16 protein-coding genes and 1 riboswitch are annotated in these 16100 nt (G+C 73.2%); of the genes, 8 read left to right on the top strand and 8 right to left on the bottom strand.

Annotated features, from left to right (window positions below):
• Window positions 1–117: 117 nt before the first annotated feature.
• Together OH807_RS19225 and OH807_RS19220 are read right to left on the bottom strand one after the other, a co-directional pair.
• Window positions 118–693 (bottom strand): TerD family protein, encoded by a 576-nt coding sequence (locus OH807_RS19225; RefSeq protein ID WP_329489133.1) that lies wholly within the window; start codon window positions 691–693, stop codon window positions 118–120.
• A gap of 126 nt (window positions 694–819) precedes the next feature.
• Complete coding sequence (locus tag OH807_RS19220) at window positions 820–1317, bottom strand: hypothetical protein (RefSeq protein ID WP_406200356.1); 498 nt, start codon at window positions 1315–1317, stop codon at window positions 820–822.
• Between the two features lie 53 nt (window positions 1318–1370).
• On the opposite strand from OH807_RS19220, the gene arfB reads away from it, so the two are divergent.
• Window positions 1371–1802 carry an alternative ribosome rescue aminoacyl-tRNA hydrolase ArfB gene (gene arfB, locus OH807_RS19215; RefSeq protein ID WP_406200353.1) on the top strand — a complete coding sequence of 144 codons (432 nt, stop codon included), beginning with the start codon at window positions 1371–1373 and terminating at the stop codon, window positions 1800–1802.
• A 10-nt stretch (window positions 1803–1812) separates the two neighbouring features.
• On the opposite strand, the gene OH807_RS19210 is transcribed toward arfB, so the two are convergent.
• On the bottom strand, window positions 1813–2349 hold the full coding sequence (locus OH807_RS19210; protein ID WP_406200351.1) for a flavin reductase family protein: 537 nt from the start codon (window positions 2347–2349) through the stop codon (window positions 1813–1815).
• A 359-nt stretch (window positions 2350–2708) separates the two neighbouring features.
• On the opposite strand from OH807_RS19210, the gene OH807_RS19205 reads away from it, so the two are divergent.
• Together OH807_RS19205 and OH807_RS19200 are read left to right on the top strand one after the other, a co-directional pair.
• Window positions 2709–4526 (top strand): diguanylate cyclase domain-containing protein, encoded by a 1818-nt coding sequence (locus tag OH807_RS19205; RefSeq protein ID WP_406200348.1) that lies wholly within the window; start codon window positions 2709–2711, stop codon window positions 4524–4526.
• A gap of 143 nt (window positions 4527–4669) precedes the next feature.
• Window positions 4670–5653, top strand: a complete 984-nt coding sequence (locus tag OH807_RS19200) for a hypothetical protein (RefSeq protein ID WP_406200346.1) — start codon at window positions 4670–4672, stop codon at window positions 5651–5653.
• A 78-nt stretch (window positions 5654–5731) separates the two neighbouring features.
• Here OH807_RS19200 and nagA read toward each other — a convergent pair whose 3' ends face one another.
• Together nagA and OH807_RS19190 are read right to left on the bottom strand one after the other, a co-directional pair.
• Entirely contained in the window at window positions 5732–7012 is a 1281-nt protein-coding gene (gene nagA / locus OH807_RS19195; RefSeq protein WP_406200344.1) for an N-acetylglucosamine-6-phosphate deacetylase, read from the bottom strand.
• On the bottom strand, window positions 7009–7956 hold the full coding sequence (locus OH807_RS19190; RefSeq protein WP_406200342.1) for an ROK family protein: 948 nt from the start codon (window positions 7954–7956) through the stop codon (window positions 7009–7011). Before OH807_RS19190 ends, nagA begins: the two co-directional genes overlap by 4 nt.
• A 353-nt stretch (window positions 7957–8309) precedes the next feature.
• Here OH807_RS19190 and OH807_RS19185 point away from each other — a divergent pair, with 353 nt between their 5' ends.
• Window positions 8310–9581, top strand: coding sequence for an extracellular solute-binding protein (locus OH807_RS19185; protein WP_406200339.1), 1272 nt, complete (start codon window positions 8310–8312; stop codon window positions 9579–9581).
• A 24-nt stretch (window positions 9582–9605) separates the two neighbouring features.
• Here OH807_RS19185 and OH807_RS19180 read toward each other — a convergent pair whose 3' ends face one another.
• A complete protein-coding gene (locus OH807_RS19180; RefSeq protein WP_406200336.1) occupies window positions 9606–9950 on the bottom strand; it encodes a cupin domain-containing protein in 345 nt (114 codons plus the stop codon).
• A 107-nt stretch (window positions 9951–10057) separates the two neighbouring features.
• Here OH807_RS19180 and OH807_RS19175 point away from each other — a divergent pair, with 107 nt between their 5' ends.
• Window positions 10058–10285, top strand: coding sequence for a DUF3263 domain-containing protein (locus OH807_RS19175; protein WP_406200334.1), 228 nt, complete (start codon window positions 10058–10060; stop codon window positions 10283–10285).
• Between the two features lie 96 nt (window positions 10286–10381).
• Window positions 10382–11224 (top strand): trehalose-phosphatase, encoded by an 843-nt coding sequence (gene otsB, locus OH807_RS19170; RefSeq protein WP_406200331.1) that lies wholly within the window; start codon window positions 10382–10384, stop codon window positions 11222–11224.
• On the opposite strand, the gene OH807_RS19165 is transcribed toward otsB, so the two are convergent.
• Together OH807_RS19165 and OH807_RS19160 are read right to left on the bottom strand one after the other, a co-directional pair.
• Entirely contained in the window at window positions 11208–12677 is a 1470-nt protein-coding gene (locus OH807_RS19165; protein ID WP_406200329.1) for a trehalose-6-phosphate synthase, read from the bottom strand. The genes otsB and OH807_RS19165 overlap by 17 nt on opposite strands.
• A 38-nt stretch (window positions 12678–12715) precedes the next feature.
• Complete coding sequence (locus OH807_RS19160) at window positions 12716–13753, bottom strand: glucosyl-3-phosphoglycerate synthase (RefSeq protein WP_406200326.1); 1038 nt, start codon at window positions 13751–13753, stop codon at window positions 12716–12718.
• A gap of 148 nt (window positions 13754–13901) precedes the next feature.
• Window positions 13902–14037, top strand: a riboswitch (SAM riboswitch).
• A gap of 17 nt (window positions 14038–14054) precedes the next feature.
• On the opposite strand from OH807_RS19160, the gene thrC reads away from it, so the two are divergent.
• Window positions 14055–15335, top strand: a complete 1281-nt coding sequence (gene thrC / locus OH807_RS19155) for a threonine synthase (RefSeq protein WP_406200324.1) — start codon at window positions 14055–14057, stop codon at window positions 15333–15335.
• Between the two features lie 53 nt (window positions 15336–15388).
• The gene (locus OH807_RS19150; protein ID WP_406200321.1) at window positions 15389–15667 is read left to right on the top strand and encodes a ubiquitin-like small modifier protein 1; all 279 of its coding nucleotides are present in this window, start codon (window positions 15389–15391) and stop codon (window positions 15665–15667) included.
• The last annotated feature ends 433 nt before the right edge of the window (window positions 15668–16100 follow it).

Raw genomic sequence — 16100 nt, 5'->3', positions numbered from 1 at the left:
CCCGCGCCGAGCCGTTTTCCGCGGGGTTGCCACGGCCACGGCCCGGGGGTGCCGGCGGCGCCGGGAACGGCGCGGCGCCCGGCCCCCGCCGAGCGGGGACCGGGCGCCGCGGTGGCGTCAGAGCTGGACGCCGAAGTCCTGGGCGATGCCCGCGAGGCCGGAGGCGTAGCCCTGGCCGACGGCGCGGAACTTCCACTCGGCACCGTTGCGGTAGAGCTCGCCGAAGATCATGGCGGTCTCGGTGGCCGCGTCCTCGGAGAGGTCGTAGCGGGCGATCTCGGCGCCGCCGGCCGCGTTGATGACGCGGATGTAGGCGTTGCGGACCTGGCCGAAGTTCTGCGACCGGGCCACGGCGTCGTAGATCGAGACCGGGAAGGTGATCTTGACGGCCTCGGCCGGCAGGCCGGCCAGGTTGACGTTGATCGCCTCGTCGTCGCCGGCGCCCTCGCCGGTGCGGTTGTCACCGGTGTGGACGACGGTGCTGTCCGGGGTGCTGGTGTTGTTGAAGAAGACGAAGTGGCTGTTGGACAGCACCTTGCCGTCCGCGTTCAGCACGATCGCGCTGGCGTCGAGGTCGAACTCGGCGCCGGTCGTGGTGCGGACGTCCCAGCCGAGACCGACGGTGACCGCGGACAGACCGGGGGCCTCCTTGGTCAGCGAGACGTTGCCACCCTTGGAGAGGCTCACTGGCATGGTGTTTGCTGTCCCTTCGTTGCTTTTGCCCGGGATAACGCGAGAGCACCCGGGCTTGGTTCCGAGCTCCGCCGCCCATTCTTTTGGCTGCCGCCGTGTTCGGGCAACGGCCGGACCGGAGCCCGGTCAGATTCTCCGGAACCGGCCCTGGAGCGACCAGACGGTCGGATTGTCGGCGAGATCGGGGTGCATGTCGAAGAGGTCGGCCAGAGTGTCCTGGAGAAAGTCCCGGGCCTCGCGCCGCAGGTCGCTGTGGCGGACCACGGCGGGCTCCTCGTCGGGCAGCCAGGTGGCGCCGATCTCGACCCAGTTGAACCGGCGGGCGAACCGCAGCAGCTCGGTGTTCTGGGTGAAGTCGAGGTCCGCGGTCTGCACCCGGGCGGCGCGGCTGCCGTCGGGGTCGCGGTCCAGCTGCTCGGCGATGTCGCAGAGCGCCCAGGCGAAGTCGAGCACCGGCACCCATCCCCAGGCTGTGGACAGTTCCGCGCCGTCGCTGTCGAGGAAGACGTCGCCGCAGAAGAGGTCGTACCGCAGCGCGTGCACGGAGGCGGTGCGGTAGTCGGTCTGCGGGGGGTCGGGGAAACGGTTGGACAGGGAGTAGCCGAGCTCGATCACGTAGGCCATTGTCCTGGTAAAACCGGGTGACCGGGACGGGCCGGAGGCGGGATGATGGAGGTATGCCCGAGCCCATCCGCGTACGGGGATCGGTGGTCGTCCCCGACGCCGAGCTCGTCTGGCGCTTCTCGCGTTCCTCCGGCCCCGGTGGCCAGCACGTCAACACCTCCGACACCCAGGTCGAGCTGCGCTTCGACCTGGCCGCCTCCGCGGCGCTGCCCGAGGTGTGGAAGGAGCGCGCCCTGGAGCGGCTGGCCGGCCGCCTGGTGGACGGGCGGATCCTGGTGGTACGGGCCTCGGAGCACCGCTCGCAGTGGCGCAACCGCGAGGTCGCGGCGGCCCGGCTGGCGTCGTTGCTGGGGGAGGCCACCGCGCCGCCGCCGAAGGCCCGGCGGGCCACCAGGCCGAGCCGGGGCATGGTCGAGCGCCGGCTGACGAACAAGCGGCACCGTGCCGAGCTGAAGCAGGGCCGGCGCGCGCCGAAGGGCGAGTGACCGGCCGGGCTCAGCCGAGCTGCCGGTAGCCGCCGCGGAAGTAGAGCAGCGGCCGGCCGCCCGGGTGGGGCACCTTGGCCTCCAGTACGCGGCCGAGCAGCAGGGTGTGGTCGCCGGCGGCTATCCGCTGCTCGGTGCGGCACTCGACGGTGGCGAGCGCGCCGTCGACGAGCGGCGCGTCGCTGAACGGGCCGCGGTGGTGCGGCGCCTCGGCGAAGAGCAGCCGGTCGCTGAGCCGGCCCTTCATGGCGAACCGCGAGCCGAGCGCCTTCTGCTCCTCGGAGAGCAGCGCGACCGCCCAGGTCTGCGCGCGGGTGAGCACCTCGTCCATCCGGGAGTCCGCGCGGACGGAGACCAGCACCAGGGGCGGCTCCAGCGAGACGGAGAGGAAGGACGTGGCGGTCATGCCGACGTCCTCGCCGTCGTCCGGGTCGCGGACGGTCACCAGACTCACTCCGGAGGCGAGCTGGGAGAGTGCCGCCCGGAACTCGTCGGGCGTTGCTTGGGAGGCAGCCTCGGGCTGCGGGGGCGAGTACACGTACCGCACGGTAGTCGGCGTCGGCGCGCATGGGCATCGGGCCGTGGTCTTAGGACCAACGCCGCAGAGGTTACGGCGGGCGGCCCCGCTCACCCCCAGGAGTGAAGGCAGGGGGCCTGCCGGCCGCTCGGTCGCTTCAGTGCGCGGGCATTGCGGCCGACCACCAGAAATGTTCCGATAAAGCCTTGTGTCCAGTTATGGGACGGATGAGCTGATTAAGGGCGCATAAGTGTCGTGTGATTTAAGTCACAAGTGGTGGCCTATTGCTGACCGAGCGTGCCGAACGCTGTGCTCCCTGTGATTCAGTTCTTCTGGCAATCGGACGATAACCATTCAAGAACTATCCGAAGCAGCCGGGGAGCCCCCGCATGGAAGCCGAGTCGGAGCCGTACGTCCGTCTCGCGACCCTCCGCACCTTGCACCGGGTCGTGGCGGACCTCAACGCTGCCCGCAGCCTGGCAGGCACGCTCCAGGCCGTGGTCGAGGGTGCGGTGCACGGGCTCGGCTTCGACGCCGCCGCGGTCAGCCTGGTCCGGCCGGACGGGGACCTCGTGGTGGCGGCCGTCTGGGAGCTGGAGGAGAGCGCCATGGGCGGCCCCTCCGTGCTGCTCGGCCAGGTCGGGTCGAGGGAGTCATGGGACCGGCTGCTCGGCGTCAGCGACCACTGGGGCACCCTGCGCTTCCTCCCCTACGACCGCGGCTGGGCCGTGGGCAGTGACATCCCGCGCTGGATCGGCGACGGCGCGATGCCCGTCTACGCCAACGACTGGCACCCGGCCGACGGCCTGCTCGCCCCGATGTACAGCGCCGGCGGCGACCTGCTCGGCGTCCTGTCGGTGGACCGGCCGCGCAGCGGCAAGCGGCCCGGCGCCTGGACCAGGGAGGCGCTGGAGATGTTCTCGCTGCAGGCCTCCATCGCGATCGGCAACGCCCGGCTGCGGGCCGAGATGCAACGCGCGCTGGCCCGCCTGGAGAAGGAACAGCAGGCGCTGCGGGCCAGCGAGGAGAGCTTCCGCCAGGCCTTCGAGTACGCGCCCAGCGGGATGGCCATCACCGAACTGCACGGCGCCGGGCGCGGCCAGCTGACCAGAGTCAACGACGCGCTCTGTCGCCTGCTCGGCCGCCCCCGCGCGGTGCTGCGCCAGCAGAGCTTCGCCGACCTCGTCCACCCCGACGACCGGGCCCTGCTGGAGCGCACCAGCGCCGAGAGCGGCCGGGCCGAACTACGGCTGTCCCGGCGGGACGGCGGCTACCAGTGGGTCTGCCTGCGCAACTCGATCGTCGCCGACGCCGCCGAGGGCCCGAGCTTCCTGCTCACCCACGTCGAGGACATCGAGGACCGGAAGCGGCACGAGCTCCAGCTCGCCCACCGGGCCAGCCACGACGCGCTCACCGGCCTGCCGAACAGCGCCGAGCTGAAGGCCCGGCTGGGGCGGCGGCTCTGCAGCGAACCGCAGACCGTCGGCGCCGTCGGAGCCGCTGCCGGGCTCGGCGAGGGCGCCCACCAGCAGGCGTACGCGGGTTACCCGGCCGACTCCTACAGCGCGCACGCCGCCTACGAGGGCCTGGACGGGACGGACCCGCTCTCCGGCCCGGTGCACCACTACGGCGCGGCCGAGGGCTACGCGCTGCCGACCGCGGCCCCGGGCGGGCCGGTCGGCTTCGGCGAGCACGTGCACGCGGTCGTCCCGGCCGACCTCGGTGGGGCCGGTGACGCCTGGGCCGGACCGTTCCGCTCGGGGGGCGGCCCGACCGGATCGGAGAAGGGCCTCGCGGTGATCTTCTGCGACCTCGACGGCTTCAAGTCGATCAACGACCGGTTCGGCCACAACGCGGGCGACGCCGTCCTGGTCGAGGTGGCCCGCCGGCTCAGCCAGGCCGTCCGGGACGGCGACACGGTGGCCCGGCTCGGCGGTGACGAGTTCGTGGTGCTGGCCGACGGCATCGGCCGCGAGGAGGCCAAGGACCTCGCCCACCGGCTGCGCAACGCGATCATCCCGCCGATGCGGATCGACGGCCGCGCGATGCGGGTCGGGGTCAGCCTGGGCGTCGGGTGGGCGGGCTGCGGGATGAGCATCGAGGAGGTGCTGCACACCGCGGACGAGCGGATGTACGACGAGAAGCGGGCCCGGGGCGGTTCGGTGCGCGGTGCGCGGGGCGAGCGGTCGCACCGTCGGGCGGGCTGACGTCCGCATTCCGGACCGAAGCTACCGGTGGGTTGTCAAGGGGTCTTTCCGTGCCGTCGGGAACGACAGGTAGGGTTCCGGGGTACGAGCGACCACTGGCGCCGGCGGCAGGGCAGCCCGGCGACGCGAACGCGATGGGGGAGTTGACCACCGTGACGACCGCCGGCAGCAACGGAGTGCCCGAGAGCCCGGAGGGCGGTGCCCCGCAGGACGACGACCCCTTCGGTTACCTCTACCGCCCGGCAGAGGGCAGCGCCGCGCAGTCGGCCGAGCCGCAGCAGGGCGTGCCCCGTACGTCGTACAACCGCCCGATGGAGGTCGGCCGCGCCCAGTACGGGCAGCAGTCGTACCCGCCCCGCCAGCAGCAGCCCCACCCGGCCCAGCAGCCGGGTTACCCGCAGCCGGGCCAGCCCGCGCAGCCGTACGGGCAGCAGCCCGAGTACGGCGGCGCGCCCACCCAGCAGACCCGGTACGCGGAGCACTCCCGGCCGCAGCCGGGGGAGGAGCGGTCCGGCAGCGGGCGGAGCAAGGGTGCGGTGATCGGTGCCGTGGCGGTGGTCGCGGCCATCGCGATCGGCGCCGGGATAGCGCTTTCCACCGGGGACCCGGGCGACGGCAAGGACGCCAAGGGCGGTGGCCGGACGGCCGCCCCGCCCGTTCCGGGCACCGGCACCGGCAGTGCGTCGGCCACGGGTGCGGCCTCGCCGTCGGCGAGCGCCTCCGGCGCCGGTGCGCTCGGCCCGGTCGACGCCGGGCAGCTGCAGGCGCAGAACGCGCCGTCCGGGAACACCGTCAAGGGGGCCAAGTCCGCGGACGGAAGCTACCTGACGCTCCAGGCGGGCGGCTCGGTCAGCTGGACCGGCGACGTGGCCGCGGCCGGCACGTACAAGTTCACCGTGCACTTCAACAACGCGGCGGGCGACGTGAAGGCGGCGGCGACCGTGAACGGCAAGGACTGGCCGAGCGGGCTGGCCTTCAAGAACTACTCGCCGGGCAAGGACCCGGCGGCCTCCTGGTACACCACCTACATCACCCCGACCCTGCAGGCGGGGTCGAACACGATCATGATCGCGGGCCCGGCCGGTGGGTCCGTCCTGATCGACCAGGTGGTCGTGGAGGCCGCCTGAGCCGCGCCCGACGCACAGCGGCCGCCCGTTCCCCGTGGGGAGCGGGCGGCCGCTCGTCGTTCCTGGCCGGGCGGTCCGTCAGGGCGCCGGGACGGTGGCGAAGCGCTCGCCGCCGGTGATCCACTCGCCGCGGCGCATCACGGCCACCAGGTCGTGGGTCGCGGAGTCGACGACGACGAGGTCGGCGAGCTTTCCGGCCTCCAGCGAGCCGACCGTGCCGTCGAGGCCGAGCAGCCGGGCCGGCACCGCGCAGAGCGACTCGACGGCCTGCGTCAGGGACAGGCCGTTGACGGTGACCGAGCGCTTGAACGCCACGTCCAGGGTGAGCGTGGAGCCGGCGATCGCACCGCCCTCGACCAGACGGGCCACGCCGTTCTCGACCTCGACCTGGAGCGGGCCGAGCGGGTAGAGGCCGTCGCCCATGCCGGCCGCGCCCATCGCGTCGGTGATCAGGGCGACCCGCGAGGCGCCCGCGGTGCCGTAGGCGAGGTCCAGCACCGAGGGGTGCAGGTGCACGCCGTCGTTGATCAGCTCGACGGTGACCCGCTCGTCCTCCAGCAGCGCCACGATCGGGCCCGGCGCGCGGTGGGCGATGCCGGGCATCGCGTTGAACAGGTGGGTCGCGACGCTCGCCCCCGCCTCGATCGCCTCCAGCGTCTTCGCGTAGTCGGAGTCGGTGTGGCCGACCGCGGCGATCACCCCGAGCTCGGCGAGCATCCGCACCGACTCCAGGCCGCCGGGCAGCTCCGGCGCGAGGGTGACCATCTTCGCGTGGCCGCGCGCCGCGTCGACCAGCTTGCGCACCAGCGCCGGGTCCGGGTCGCGCAGCAGGTCCGGCCGGTGCGCGCCGCACCGGTTGTGGGAGATGAACGGGCCCTCGAAGTGGATGCCGGCCAGCACGCCGTCCTCGACCAGCTCGGACAGCACGTGGGCCTGCCGGGCCACCTCGTCGATCTCACCGGTCACCGTCGAGGCGACGGTGGTGGTGGTGCCGTGCTCCAGGTGGGTCCGGGCGGCGCGCAGCGCCTCCTCGGCGATCCCGGACGCGTACGAGGCACCGCCGCCGCCGTGCACGTGCAGGTCCACGAAACCGGGCAGCACGGTGTACCCGGCCAGGTCGAGATCACCCGCACCGGCCGCACCACCACCATCCGCACCATCCGCACCGGCCGCACCATCCGCACCGGCCGCACCGGCCTTACCGGCCGCGGCGTCGGTGACGCCCGTGACGGCGGCGATCCGGGTGCCGTCGACCACCAGCCGGCCGTTCTCCACCACCCCGCCCGGCAGCACGAGCCGGGCCCCGGCCAGGACAGTGCCCCGCGGCAGCGCCGCTGATTCGATACGCGCGGCAGTCACGCGGTCACCTCCATGGAGAGCAGATCCCAGGCGAGCAGGCCTGCGCCCAGGGATGCGGCGGTGTCTTTGAGCATGGCGGGTACGACCTCGGGGGGCATCTGGAAGGTCAACCGCTCGCTCACGGCCGCGCGCAGGGGAGTGAAGAGGGTGTCGCCGGCCTCGGCCAGGCCGCCGCCGACGATCACCGTGGACGGGTCGAGCAGGCTCTGGGCGAGCACGATCCCGTCGGCCAGGGCGTCCACCGCGTGCTGCCAGACCGCGACCGCGCGGGGGTCCCCGGCGTCCACCGCGACGGCGCAGGATGCCGCGTCGGCGTCGGGGTCCCCGCTGGCCGCGGCCCAGGCCCGGGAGACGGCGGAGGCGGAGGCGAGGGTCTCCAGGCAGCCCCGGGCGCCGCAGCCGCACTGCGGGCCGCCCGGCCGGACCACGACGTGGCCGATCTCGCCGCCGTAGCCGTGGGCGCCGGCCTCGATCCGGCCGCCGATGCCGATGGCACCGGCGATGCCGGTGCCCAGCGCGACGAACAGGAAGCGGTCGACACCGCGGCCCGCGCCGAGGCGGCCCTCGGCGAGGCCGCCCGAGCGCACGTCGTGGCCGAGGGCCACCGGCATCGCGGCGCCGCCCGGGCCGGCCAGGCGTTCGCCCAGCAGCTCGCGCATCGGCAGGTCCCGCCAGCCGAGGTTGGCGGAGAAGACCGCGATGCCGTTCTTCTCGTCGATCGTCCCCGGGACGGCGACGCCCGCCGCCAGCGGGGCGACGCCGAAGCGGCTGCGGCCCTCGTCCGCCAGATCGGCGGCGAAGTCGAGGATGGCGGCGACGACGGCGTCCGTGCCGTGCTCCCGCCCGGTCGGTCGGCGTGCTTCGAACAGCACGGAGCCGTCCTGGGCGAGCAGCGCGGCCTTCATGCCGGTGCCGCCTACATCGAGTGCGATGACGTGCTTCACGGAGGACAGTTTCCCTTGGCTGGGTCGGAGAGGTCTAGTCCAGTTGTCGGATTGGTCTGGTCCAAAGTAAGTGAGCTTTGTCGCAGAACCAGGGGCTCTGCGGCGCTTTGCGCTCGCCGCGGCGGGCTTCGGTCGGCGCGGTTCCCGGGCCGGACCGGCCGGGGTGCGGGCCGGCCGCGCCCCGATCCATTGCGCATCGTGCAACGACCTCCGCACTTCGATAACTACCCGCCGGGTACGGCCCGGAGGTCTGGACCACTGTGCAGGCAGTTTGGCAGTGTGGCGCTCCCCCTGCCGGATTCCACCCGGTCCGGTCCTCTTTCTCCCCCACCCTCGTGAAGGCGGTACCCGCGTTGAACAGGCGCGCCCAGGCCCCCACCCGGCTGCTCGGCACCGCGCTGGCCGGAGCACTCCTGCTCACCGGCTGCGGCGGCCAGGGCGACGGCACGGTCACCCTCAAGCTGGTCGCGGCCGACTACGGCGAGGACGCGGCGACCAGCTCGAAGCTGTACTGGGACGACGTCGCCCACCGGTTCGAGGCCGACAACCCGGGCGTCAGGGTCGACGTCGAGGTGGTGAGCTGGACCGACATCGGCAAGCGGGTGAGCGACCTCGTCGGCAGCGGCAAGTCGCCCGACCTGGTGCAGACCGGCGGGTTCGCCGACCAGGTGGCCGCCGACCGGCTCTACCCCGCCGCGGACGTGCTCTCGCTGGACACCCAGGCCAACATGATGGAGTCGTTCTCGCACGCCGGCCAGGTGCTCGGCACCCAGTACGGGATCCCGTTCGTCTCCTCGTCGCGGGTGCTCTTCTACAACAAGGCGATCTTCCAGAAGGCCGGGATCGACAAGCCGCCGGCCACCTGGAACGAGCTGAAGGCGGCCGCCGAGAAGATCAAGGCCAAGGTGCCCGGGGTGATCCCGTACGGGCTTCCGCTCGGGCCCGAGGAGGCGCCGGCCGAGTCCATGCTCTGGACGCTCAGCGGCGGCGGCAGCCTCTCCGACGACGTCGGCAACTACACCATCGACAGCGCGCAGAACCAGGCGACCTTCGGCTGGCTGCGGACCAACCTGGTGGACACCAAGCTGACGTACCCGGAGCCGGGGAAGATGAACCGGACGCCGGTGTACACCGACTTCGCCGCGGGCAACGTCGCGATGCTGAACGGGCACCCGACGCTGCTGCGGATGGCCACCAAGGCGAAGGTCGAGTTCGGGACGGCGCCGATCCCCAGGAAGGACGGCCTGGCGAAGACCGGCAGCCTCGGGGTGGCCGACTGGATGATGGCCTTCAAGGCCAACGGGCACCGCAACGAGATCCGCAAGTTCCTGAGCTTCGCGTACGCGAAGGACAACCAGCTCAAGTTCGACGAGACGTACAACCTGCTGCCGGTCACCCAGGACGCCTTCAACGAGGTGGCCAAGGACGGGAAGCACGAGGACCTGAAGCAGTTCACCGCCGGGCTGACCAACGCCAGCTTCTACCCGTTCGGGGATCCGGCCTGGGTTGAGGTCAGCAACCAGATCAAGGCCGGGATCGGCGGCGCGGCGACCGGGGACGCCAAGCAGGTGCTGGAGGGGCTCCAGGAGAAGGCGGTGAAGGAGGCGGCCCGGGTCCGGAAGTGAACCCGGGCCCGCCCCCGGGACGGGTCAGAGGCTGATCGCGTAGGCCTTGCGCAGGGTCTCGTGGACGGTCCAGGTGGTGCGGTCCCCGGCGCGCAGGACGGCGCAGTCGCCCGGGCCGACGTGCAGGGTCGGGCCGCCCTCGATCTCGATGGTGGCCCGGCCGCTCAGCACCACGAACAGCTCGTCGGCCTCGACGTCGGTGACCACGCCCGGGGTGATCTGCCAGATGCCGCGCAGCTGGCGGCCGTCGGGGGACTCCGAGAGCACCCGCCCGGAGACCTCGGGGGTGCCGGAGACGATCTGGGCCGGGTCGAGCGGGTCGGGTTCGAGCTCGGCGGTCGGGATGTGCAGGACGAAGCTTTCGGTCATGCCACCGACGCTAGCCAGCCGGGCCGCGGTTTGCCGGGCGCACAGTGTGTCGGGTGCACGGGGGAGAATGACACTCCGTAGTGGTGCCGGGCGGAGGCGAGTGGCGCGTGGGTGAGCTCAGTGAGCGGGACGTGGCGGTGCTGGAGCTCGAAGGGCGGCAGTGGCGGACGGCCGGCGCCAAGGAGCGGGCCGTCCGGGAGGAGCTCGGGCTCTCCGGCACCCGGTACTACCAGCTGCTGAACGCGCTGCTGGACCGGCCGGAGGCGCTGGCCCACGCCCCGGTGCTGGTGAACCGCCTGCGGCGGGTGCGCGCCGCCCGGCGCGCGGCCCGGTAGGCGGCGGCGCGGTAGGTGGCGGTGCTCCGGGTGGCGGCGTGCTGGGCGGCGGCGCGGTACGGGCTTCCGCCGGACGCGGCTGGGTAGGTTCGGGGCATGGGTCTTCAGGGGATTGCGACACCGACGACGGACGCCGGCCGCGCGGGGCTGGAGGCGGTCCTCGCCTCGCCGCGGGACGCGGTGGTGGCGCTGGATTTCGACGGCACGCTGGCGCCGATCGTGGCCGATCCGAGCCGGGCCCGGGCGCACCCCGGCGTGGTCGGGGCGTTGCGGCGGCTGGCGCCCCGGGTGGGCGCGATCGTGGTCGTGACGGGCCGGCCGGCCGGGCTGGCGGTCGAGTACGGCGGGTTCGCCGGGGTCGACGGGCTGGTGGTGCTGGGCCACTACGGCGCGGAGCGCTGGGAGTCGGGTGCGGTCACGGCGCCGCCGGTGCACCCGGGGGTCGCCGGGGCGCGGGCCGGGGTGGACGCGGTGCTGGCGGCCGCCGGAGCCCCGGAGGGCACCTGGGTCGAGGACAAGGGGCGGTCGCTGGCGGTGCACACCCGCCGGGCCGGGCGGCCGGAGGAGGCCTTCGAGTTGCTGCGGGCGCCGGTGGAGGCGCTGGCCGCCGGGCACGGGCTGGTGGTGGAGCCGGGCCGGCTGGTGCTGGAGCTGCGGCCGCCGGGCGTGGACAAGGGCGCGGCGCTGACCGGGTTCCTGCGGGAGCGGGGCGCCCGGTCGGTGCTGTACGCCGGGGACGACCTGGGGGACGTCGCGGCCTTCGCGGCCGTGGAGCGGCTGCGGGGGGAGGGCGTGGCCGGGCTGCTGGTCTGCAGCGGTGCGGTGGGCGACGCGCCGGTGAAGGAGCTCGCCGACCGGGCCGACCTGGTGGTCGAGGGCCCGGCCGGCGTGGTGGGGCTGCTGGACGCGCTGGGCGCGGAGCTCAGCCGAGCGCGTTGAGCTGGTCGAGGAACCACTGCTGGGGCGGCAGCGCGGTGGCCGCGGCGGCGAGCCGCTTCGTCCGGTCGGCGCGCTCGTCGGCGGGCATGGTGAGCGCGGCGTGCAGGGCGTCGGCGGTGGCGATCACGTCGTAGGGGTTGACCGTGAGCGCGTCGTCGGCGAGCTCGGCGAACGCGCCGGCCTCGCGGGACAGGACGAGGGCGCAGCCGTGGTCGGAGACCACCGGCACCTCCTTGGCGACCAGGTTCATGCCGTCCCGGATCGGGTTGACCAGGGCGACGTCGGCCAGCCGGTAGGCGGCGAGCGAGCGCGGGAAGTCGTCGTCGACGTGCAGGATCAGCGGCTGCCAGCCGGGGGTGGCGAACTCCTCGTTGATCTCGGCGGCGAGCCGCTCGACCTGCTCGGTGTAGGCGCGGTACTCGGCGAGGTCGGTCCGGGACGGGTACGCGAAGGCGATGTGGACGACGCGGTCCCGCCATTCGGGGCGGGTGCGCAGCAGGTGCCGGTAGGCCTGGAAGCCGCGGACGATGTTCTTGCTCAGCTCGGTGCGGTCGACCCGGACGACGGTGCGCCGGCCGCCGACGGCCTCGCGGAGCGTGGCGAGGCGCTCGTCGACGTCCGGCCGGTGGGCGCGCTCGCGCAGGAAGTCGGCGTCGGCGCCGAGCGCGTGCACGCCGAGGCGGGTGGTCCGGCCGGCCAGGGTGACGGTGAGCGCGGTGCGGTCGACGGTGGCGCCGAGCAGCTGCTCGCAGCAGTCGGCGAAGGACAGCGCCCAGCGACGGGTGAGGAAGCCGGCCCGGTCGGCGCCGAGGATGCCGGTGAGGACGGCCTCGGCGACGTCGTCGGGCAGCAGCCGGAAGTACTCGGGCGGGGCCCAGGGGGTGTGCGAGAAGTGGCCGATCCGCAGGTCGGGCCGGGCCGCGCGGAGCAGCGCCGGGGTCAGCGACAGGTGGTAGTCCTGGACCAGCACGGCCGCGCCGGGGGCGGCCTCGGCGGCGAGCGCGTCGGCGAAGGCGGCGTTGTACTCCGTGTAGGCCTGCCACTCGGTGCGGAAGCCGGCGTCGAAGGCGGGCGCGGTGGGGGTGGCGTAGAGCAGGTGGTGGACGAACCAGAGGGTGGAGTTGGCCACGCCGTTGTACGCGCGGGCGAAGGTCTCCGGGTCGATGTCCAGCATCCGGACGGCCTGTCCGCCGACGTCGTGGCCGGCCCGGTCGAGGCGCCCGTCCGGCGCCTCCCGGGCGGCCCGGCGGTCGGCGTCGCCGAGGGCCGCGCAGACCCACACGGCGTCGGGGTCGTCGATGGCGGAGAGCCCGGAGACCAGGCCTCCGCCGCCGCGGCGGAGGGTCAGTGTGCCGTCGTCCGCCGCGCTGAACGACACCGGTCCGCGGTTGGAGGCCACCAGGACGGTGGCGGCGCCGGTCTGACTCGAACGCTCGGTCGTGTGATCGCCCATGGTTGGTACGTTGCCGTGGGTCCGGGGTCGCAAACCCGTCACCGGGGGAGGTGACGGGTCACATACTCGGGAACGGTGTGCATCGGCGGCCGTTCCAGCGCGCCGACCGGGTGGGTGTGGGCGGTGAATGCCCCGGTCTCCGGGTCGCGGGTGTACTGGGTGAGCAGCGGGTGCACCAGATCGGCGGAGGCCTTGAGCCGGTGGGAGCGGTCGAGCCGTTCGAGTGCCGTGCGGTAGATGGTGGCGGCCATCCGGCCGAGGGCCTGGCCGTCCTGGTGGCGGTGGTGCCGGACCCCGACGTCGACCTGGGCGAGGGCGTCCAGCCCGGCCGTCTCCAGGGCGTCGACCAGCAGCCCGAGCTCGACGCCGTAGCCGGTCGGGAACGGGAGCCGTTCGAGCAGGGAGCGGCGGGCCGCGTACTCACCGCCGAGCGGCTGGACGAAACCGGCGAGTTCCGGCCAGTGCAGGTTGAGCAGCGGGCGGGCGACCAGCTCGGTGACCCGGCCGCCGCCGGACGGGACGACGGTGCCGTCCCCCGCCGGGCCGCCCGTGGACACCTCCAGCGGCCGGTCGTACATGGCCTTGACCAGCTGGATGTCCGGTTCGGTGAGCAGCGGGCCGATGATGCCGGACACGAAGGCGGGGTCGAACTCGCGCAGGTCGGCATCGACGAAGCAGACGATCTCGCCGCGGGTGACGAGCAACGAGCGCCAGAGCACCTCGCCCTTGCCGGGGGCCGCGGGCAGCCGGGGCAGGATCTCGTCGCGGCGCACCACCCGGGCGCCGGCCGCGGCGGCCGCGGCGGCGGTGCCGTCGCTGGAGCCGGAGTCGACCACGACCAGTTCGTCGACCAGCGGCAGGCGCTCCATCAGCTCCCGGCGGACGGTGCGGACGATGTCGCCGACGGTGGCCTCCTCGTCCAGGGCGGGCAGCACGACGCTGACGGTGCCGGCCCGGCCGGCGGCCCGCTTGGCGTCCAGGAGGGTGCGCACCGGACGGTCGGCCGCGCTCCACGAACGGCGGCGCAGCCAGGACGCCACCGGTGGGAGGAGCTCGGGGGTCGGGTCGGCGGGCACGGGTCTCTCCTCGGCGGATCGGGTGGGACGGACCATCTCGCGTGGCGGACGGTCCCGTTCAGGGTTGACGCCTTCGGATACAGTCTTCGTACAGCGGCCGGACCTTCGCACGCCGGGGTCACCGCTGAGCAGGACCACAACTTCACAGAGCTCATCCAGAGGGACTGAGGGAACGGCCCGTTGACGTCCCGGCAACCTTCTCGCACGGCAGGCGTTCTCATGCCCCGGCGGGACAGGTGCCAATTCCGGCCTGTGGCGCGCCCGCGTCACGGGGAAGATGAGGAGAGAGGCCTCCGCCATCATGGCTATCGACACCGTTGCACCCGCATCCGTTGACCTCGGCCCCGCCGCCGCGCTGTCCTGTCGCGAGTGCGGCACCCGGTTCCCGCTCGGCCCCAGCTTCGCCTGCGTGGAGTGCTTCGGGCCGCTGGAGATCTCCTACGAGTTCGGCAGCGAGTCCGCCGAGGAGCTGCGCAAGCGGATCGAGGCCGGTCCCGCCTCCATCTGGCGCTACGCGCCGCTGCTGCCGGTGCCGGCCGACGTCGCCTCGAAGCCCAACCTGAACCCCGGCTGGACCCCGCTGGTCAAGGCGGACAACCTGGGCCGCGAACTCGGCTTCACCGCCCAGCTGCACATCAAGGACGACTCGGGCAACCCGACGCACTCGTTCAAGGACCGCGTGGTGGCCTGTGCCATCGAGGCCGCGCGGGCGTTCGGCTTCACCACGCTGTCCTGCTCGTCGACCGGCAACCTGGCCGGCGCGGTGGGGGCGGCGGCGGCCCGGGCCGGCTTCAAGTCCTGCGTCTTCATCCCGCACGACCTGGAGCAGGGCAAGGTCGTGATGGCCGGCGTCTACGGCGGCGAGCTGGTCGGCATCGAGGGCAACTACGACGACGTGAACCGCTTCTGCTCGGAGCTCATCGGCGACCCGGCCGGCGAGGGCTGGGGCTTCGTCAACGTCAACCTGCGCCCCTACTACGGCGAGGGCTCCAAGACGCTGGCGTACGAGATCTGCGAGCAGCTGGGCTGGCGCCTGCCGGAGCAGATCGTGATCCCGATCGCCTCGGGCTCGCAGCTGACGAAGATCGACAAGGGGCTGCAGGAGCTGATCCGGCTCGGTCTGGTCGAGGACCGCCCGTACAGGATCTTCGGCGCCCAGGCCGAGGGCTGCTCGCCGGTGTCGGCGGCGTTCAAGGCCGGCCGCGACGTCATCCGGCCGGTCAAGCCGGACACCATCGCCAAGTCGCTGGCGATCGGCAACCCGGCCGACGGCCCGTACGTGCTGGACATCGCCCGCCGCACCGGTGGCGCCGTCGAGGACGTGACGGACGCCGAGGTGGTGGACGCGATCAAGCTGCTGGCCCGGACGGAGGGCATCTTCGCCGAGACCGCGGGCGGGGTCACCGTCGGGGTGCTCAGGAAGCTGGTCGAGACCGGTCAGCTGGACCCGTCCAAGGAGACCGTCGCGATCAACACCGGCGACGGCCTGAAGACGCTGGACGCCGTCTCCGACGCCGGGATGACCGCCGTCATCCGCCCGACGCTGGCCTCGTTCCGCGACGCGGGCCTCGCGTCCGACTGAGCACCGCCGCCACCCCCGCACCGCCGCCACCCCCGCCGCAAGGAGAAGCCCCCATGAGCGCCAACGTCCGCATCCCGACCATCCTGCGCACCTACACCGGCGGCGCCGCCGAGGTGGCCGCCGAGGGCGCCACCCTGGGCGACGTCATCGCCGACCTGGAGAAGAACCACGCCGGGATCGCCGCCCGGATCCTGGACGACGCCGGCAAGCTGCGCCGTTTCGTCAACGTCTACGTGAACGACGACGACGTGCGTTTCGCGGAGGGCCTGGCGACCGAGATCAAGGACGGCGCGAGCGTTTCGATCATTCCGGCGGTGGCCGGCGGCTGCTGAGCCGCCCGGGAGAACTCCCGCCCGCCGCACCGGCCGCCCGCGGGCACGGAAATTCGATTTCCGTGCCCGCGGGCGGCCGCTCGCATTCCGGCGGGAATATTCACCGGTCCGGGCGGAGTAGAGTGGGGTCCGGCCGGGAATAGGCTCCCCCCTTCTCTCGCCCCGGCACTCGGATCCTTCTGCGCCCCGTACGGCCGGTGTCTGTCCGGCCGATGAGACCGGCGCCCGGTCCGCCGACGTGAAACATGTCAGGCAGATGTCAGAATTCTCGCGGGGATTTGGGTAATTCGTCCGCTATGTCCGGCGGGAATTGCGGAGTTCCTCACCATTTCACCCGTGCTGTCCCTCGGTGCCCCGGGGGAATTCCCGGTGGAGGACCCTGTTGCAGAGGGCGTCGGTCCGGATACATTCAGCCGCGGTCGACGCAATCGCC

The organism is Kitasatospora sp. NBC_01560, from assembly GCF_045208415.1.
GTDB lineage: Bacteria > Actinomycetota > Actinomycetes > Streptomycetales > Streptomycetaceae > Kitasatospora.
This window is presented reverse-complemented; position numbering and strand designations above follow the sequence as displayed.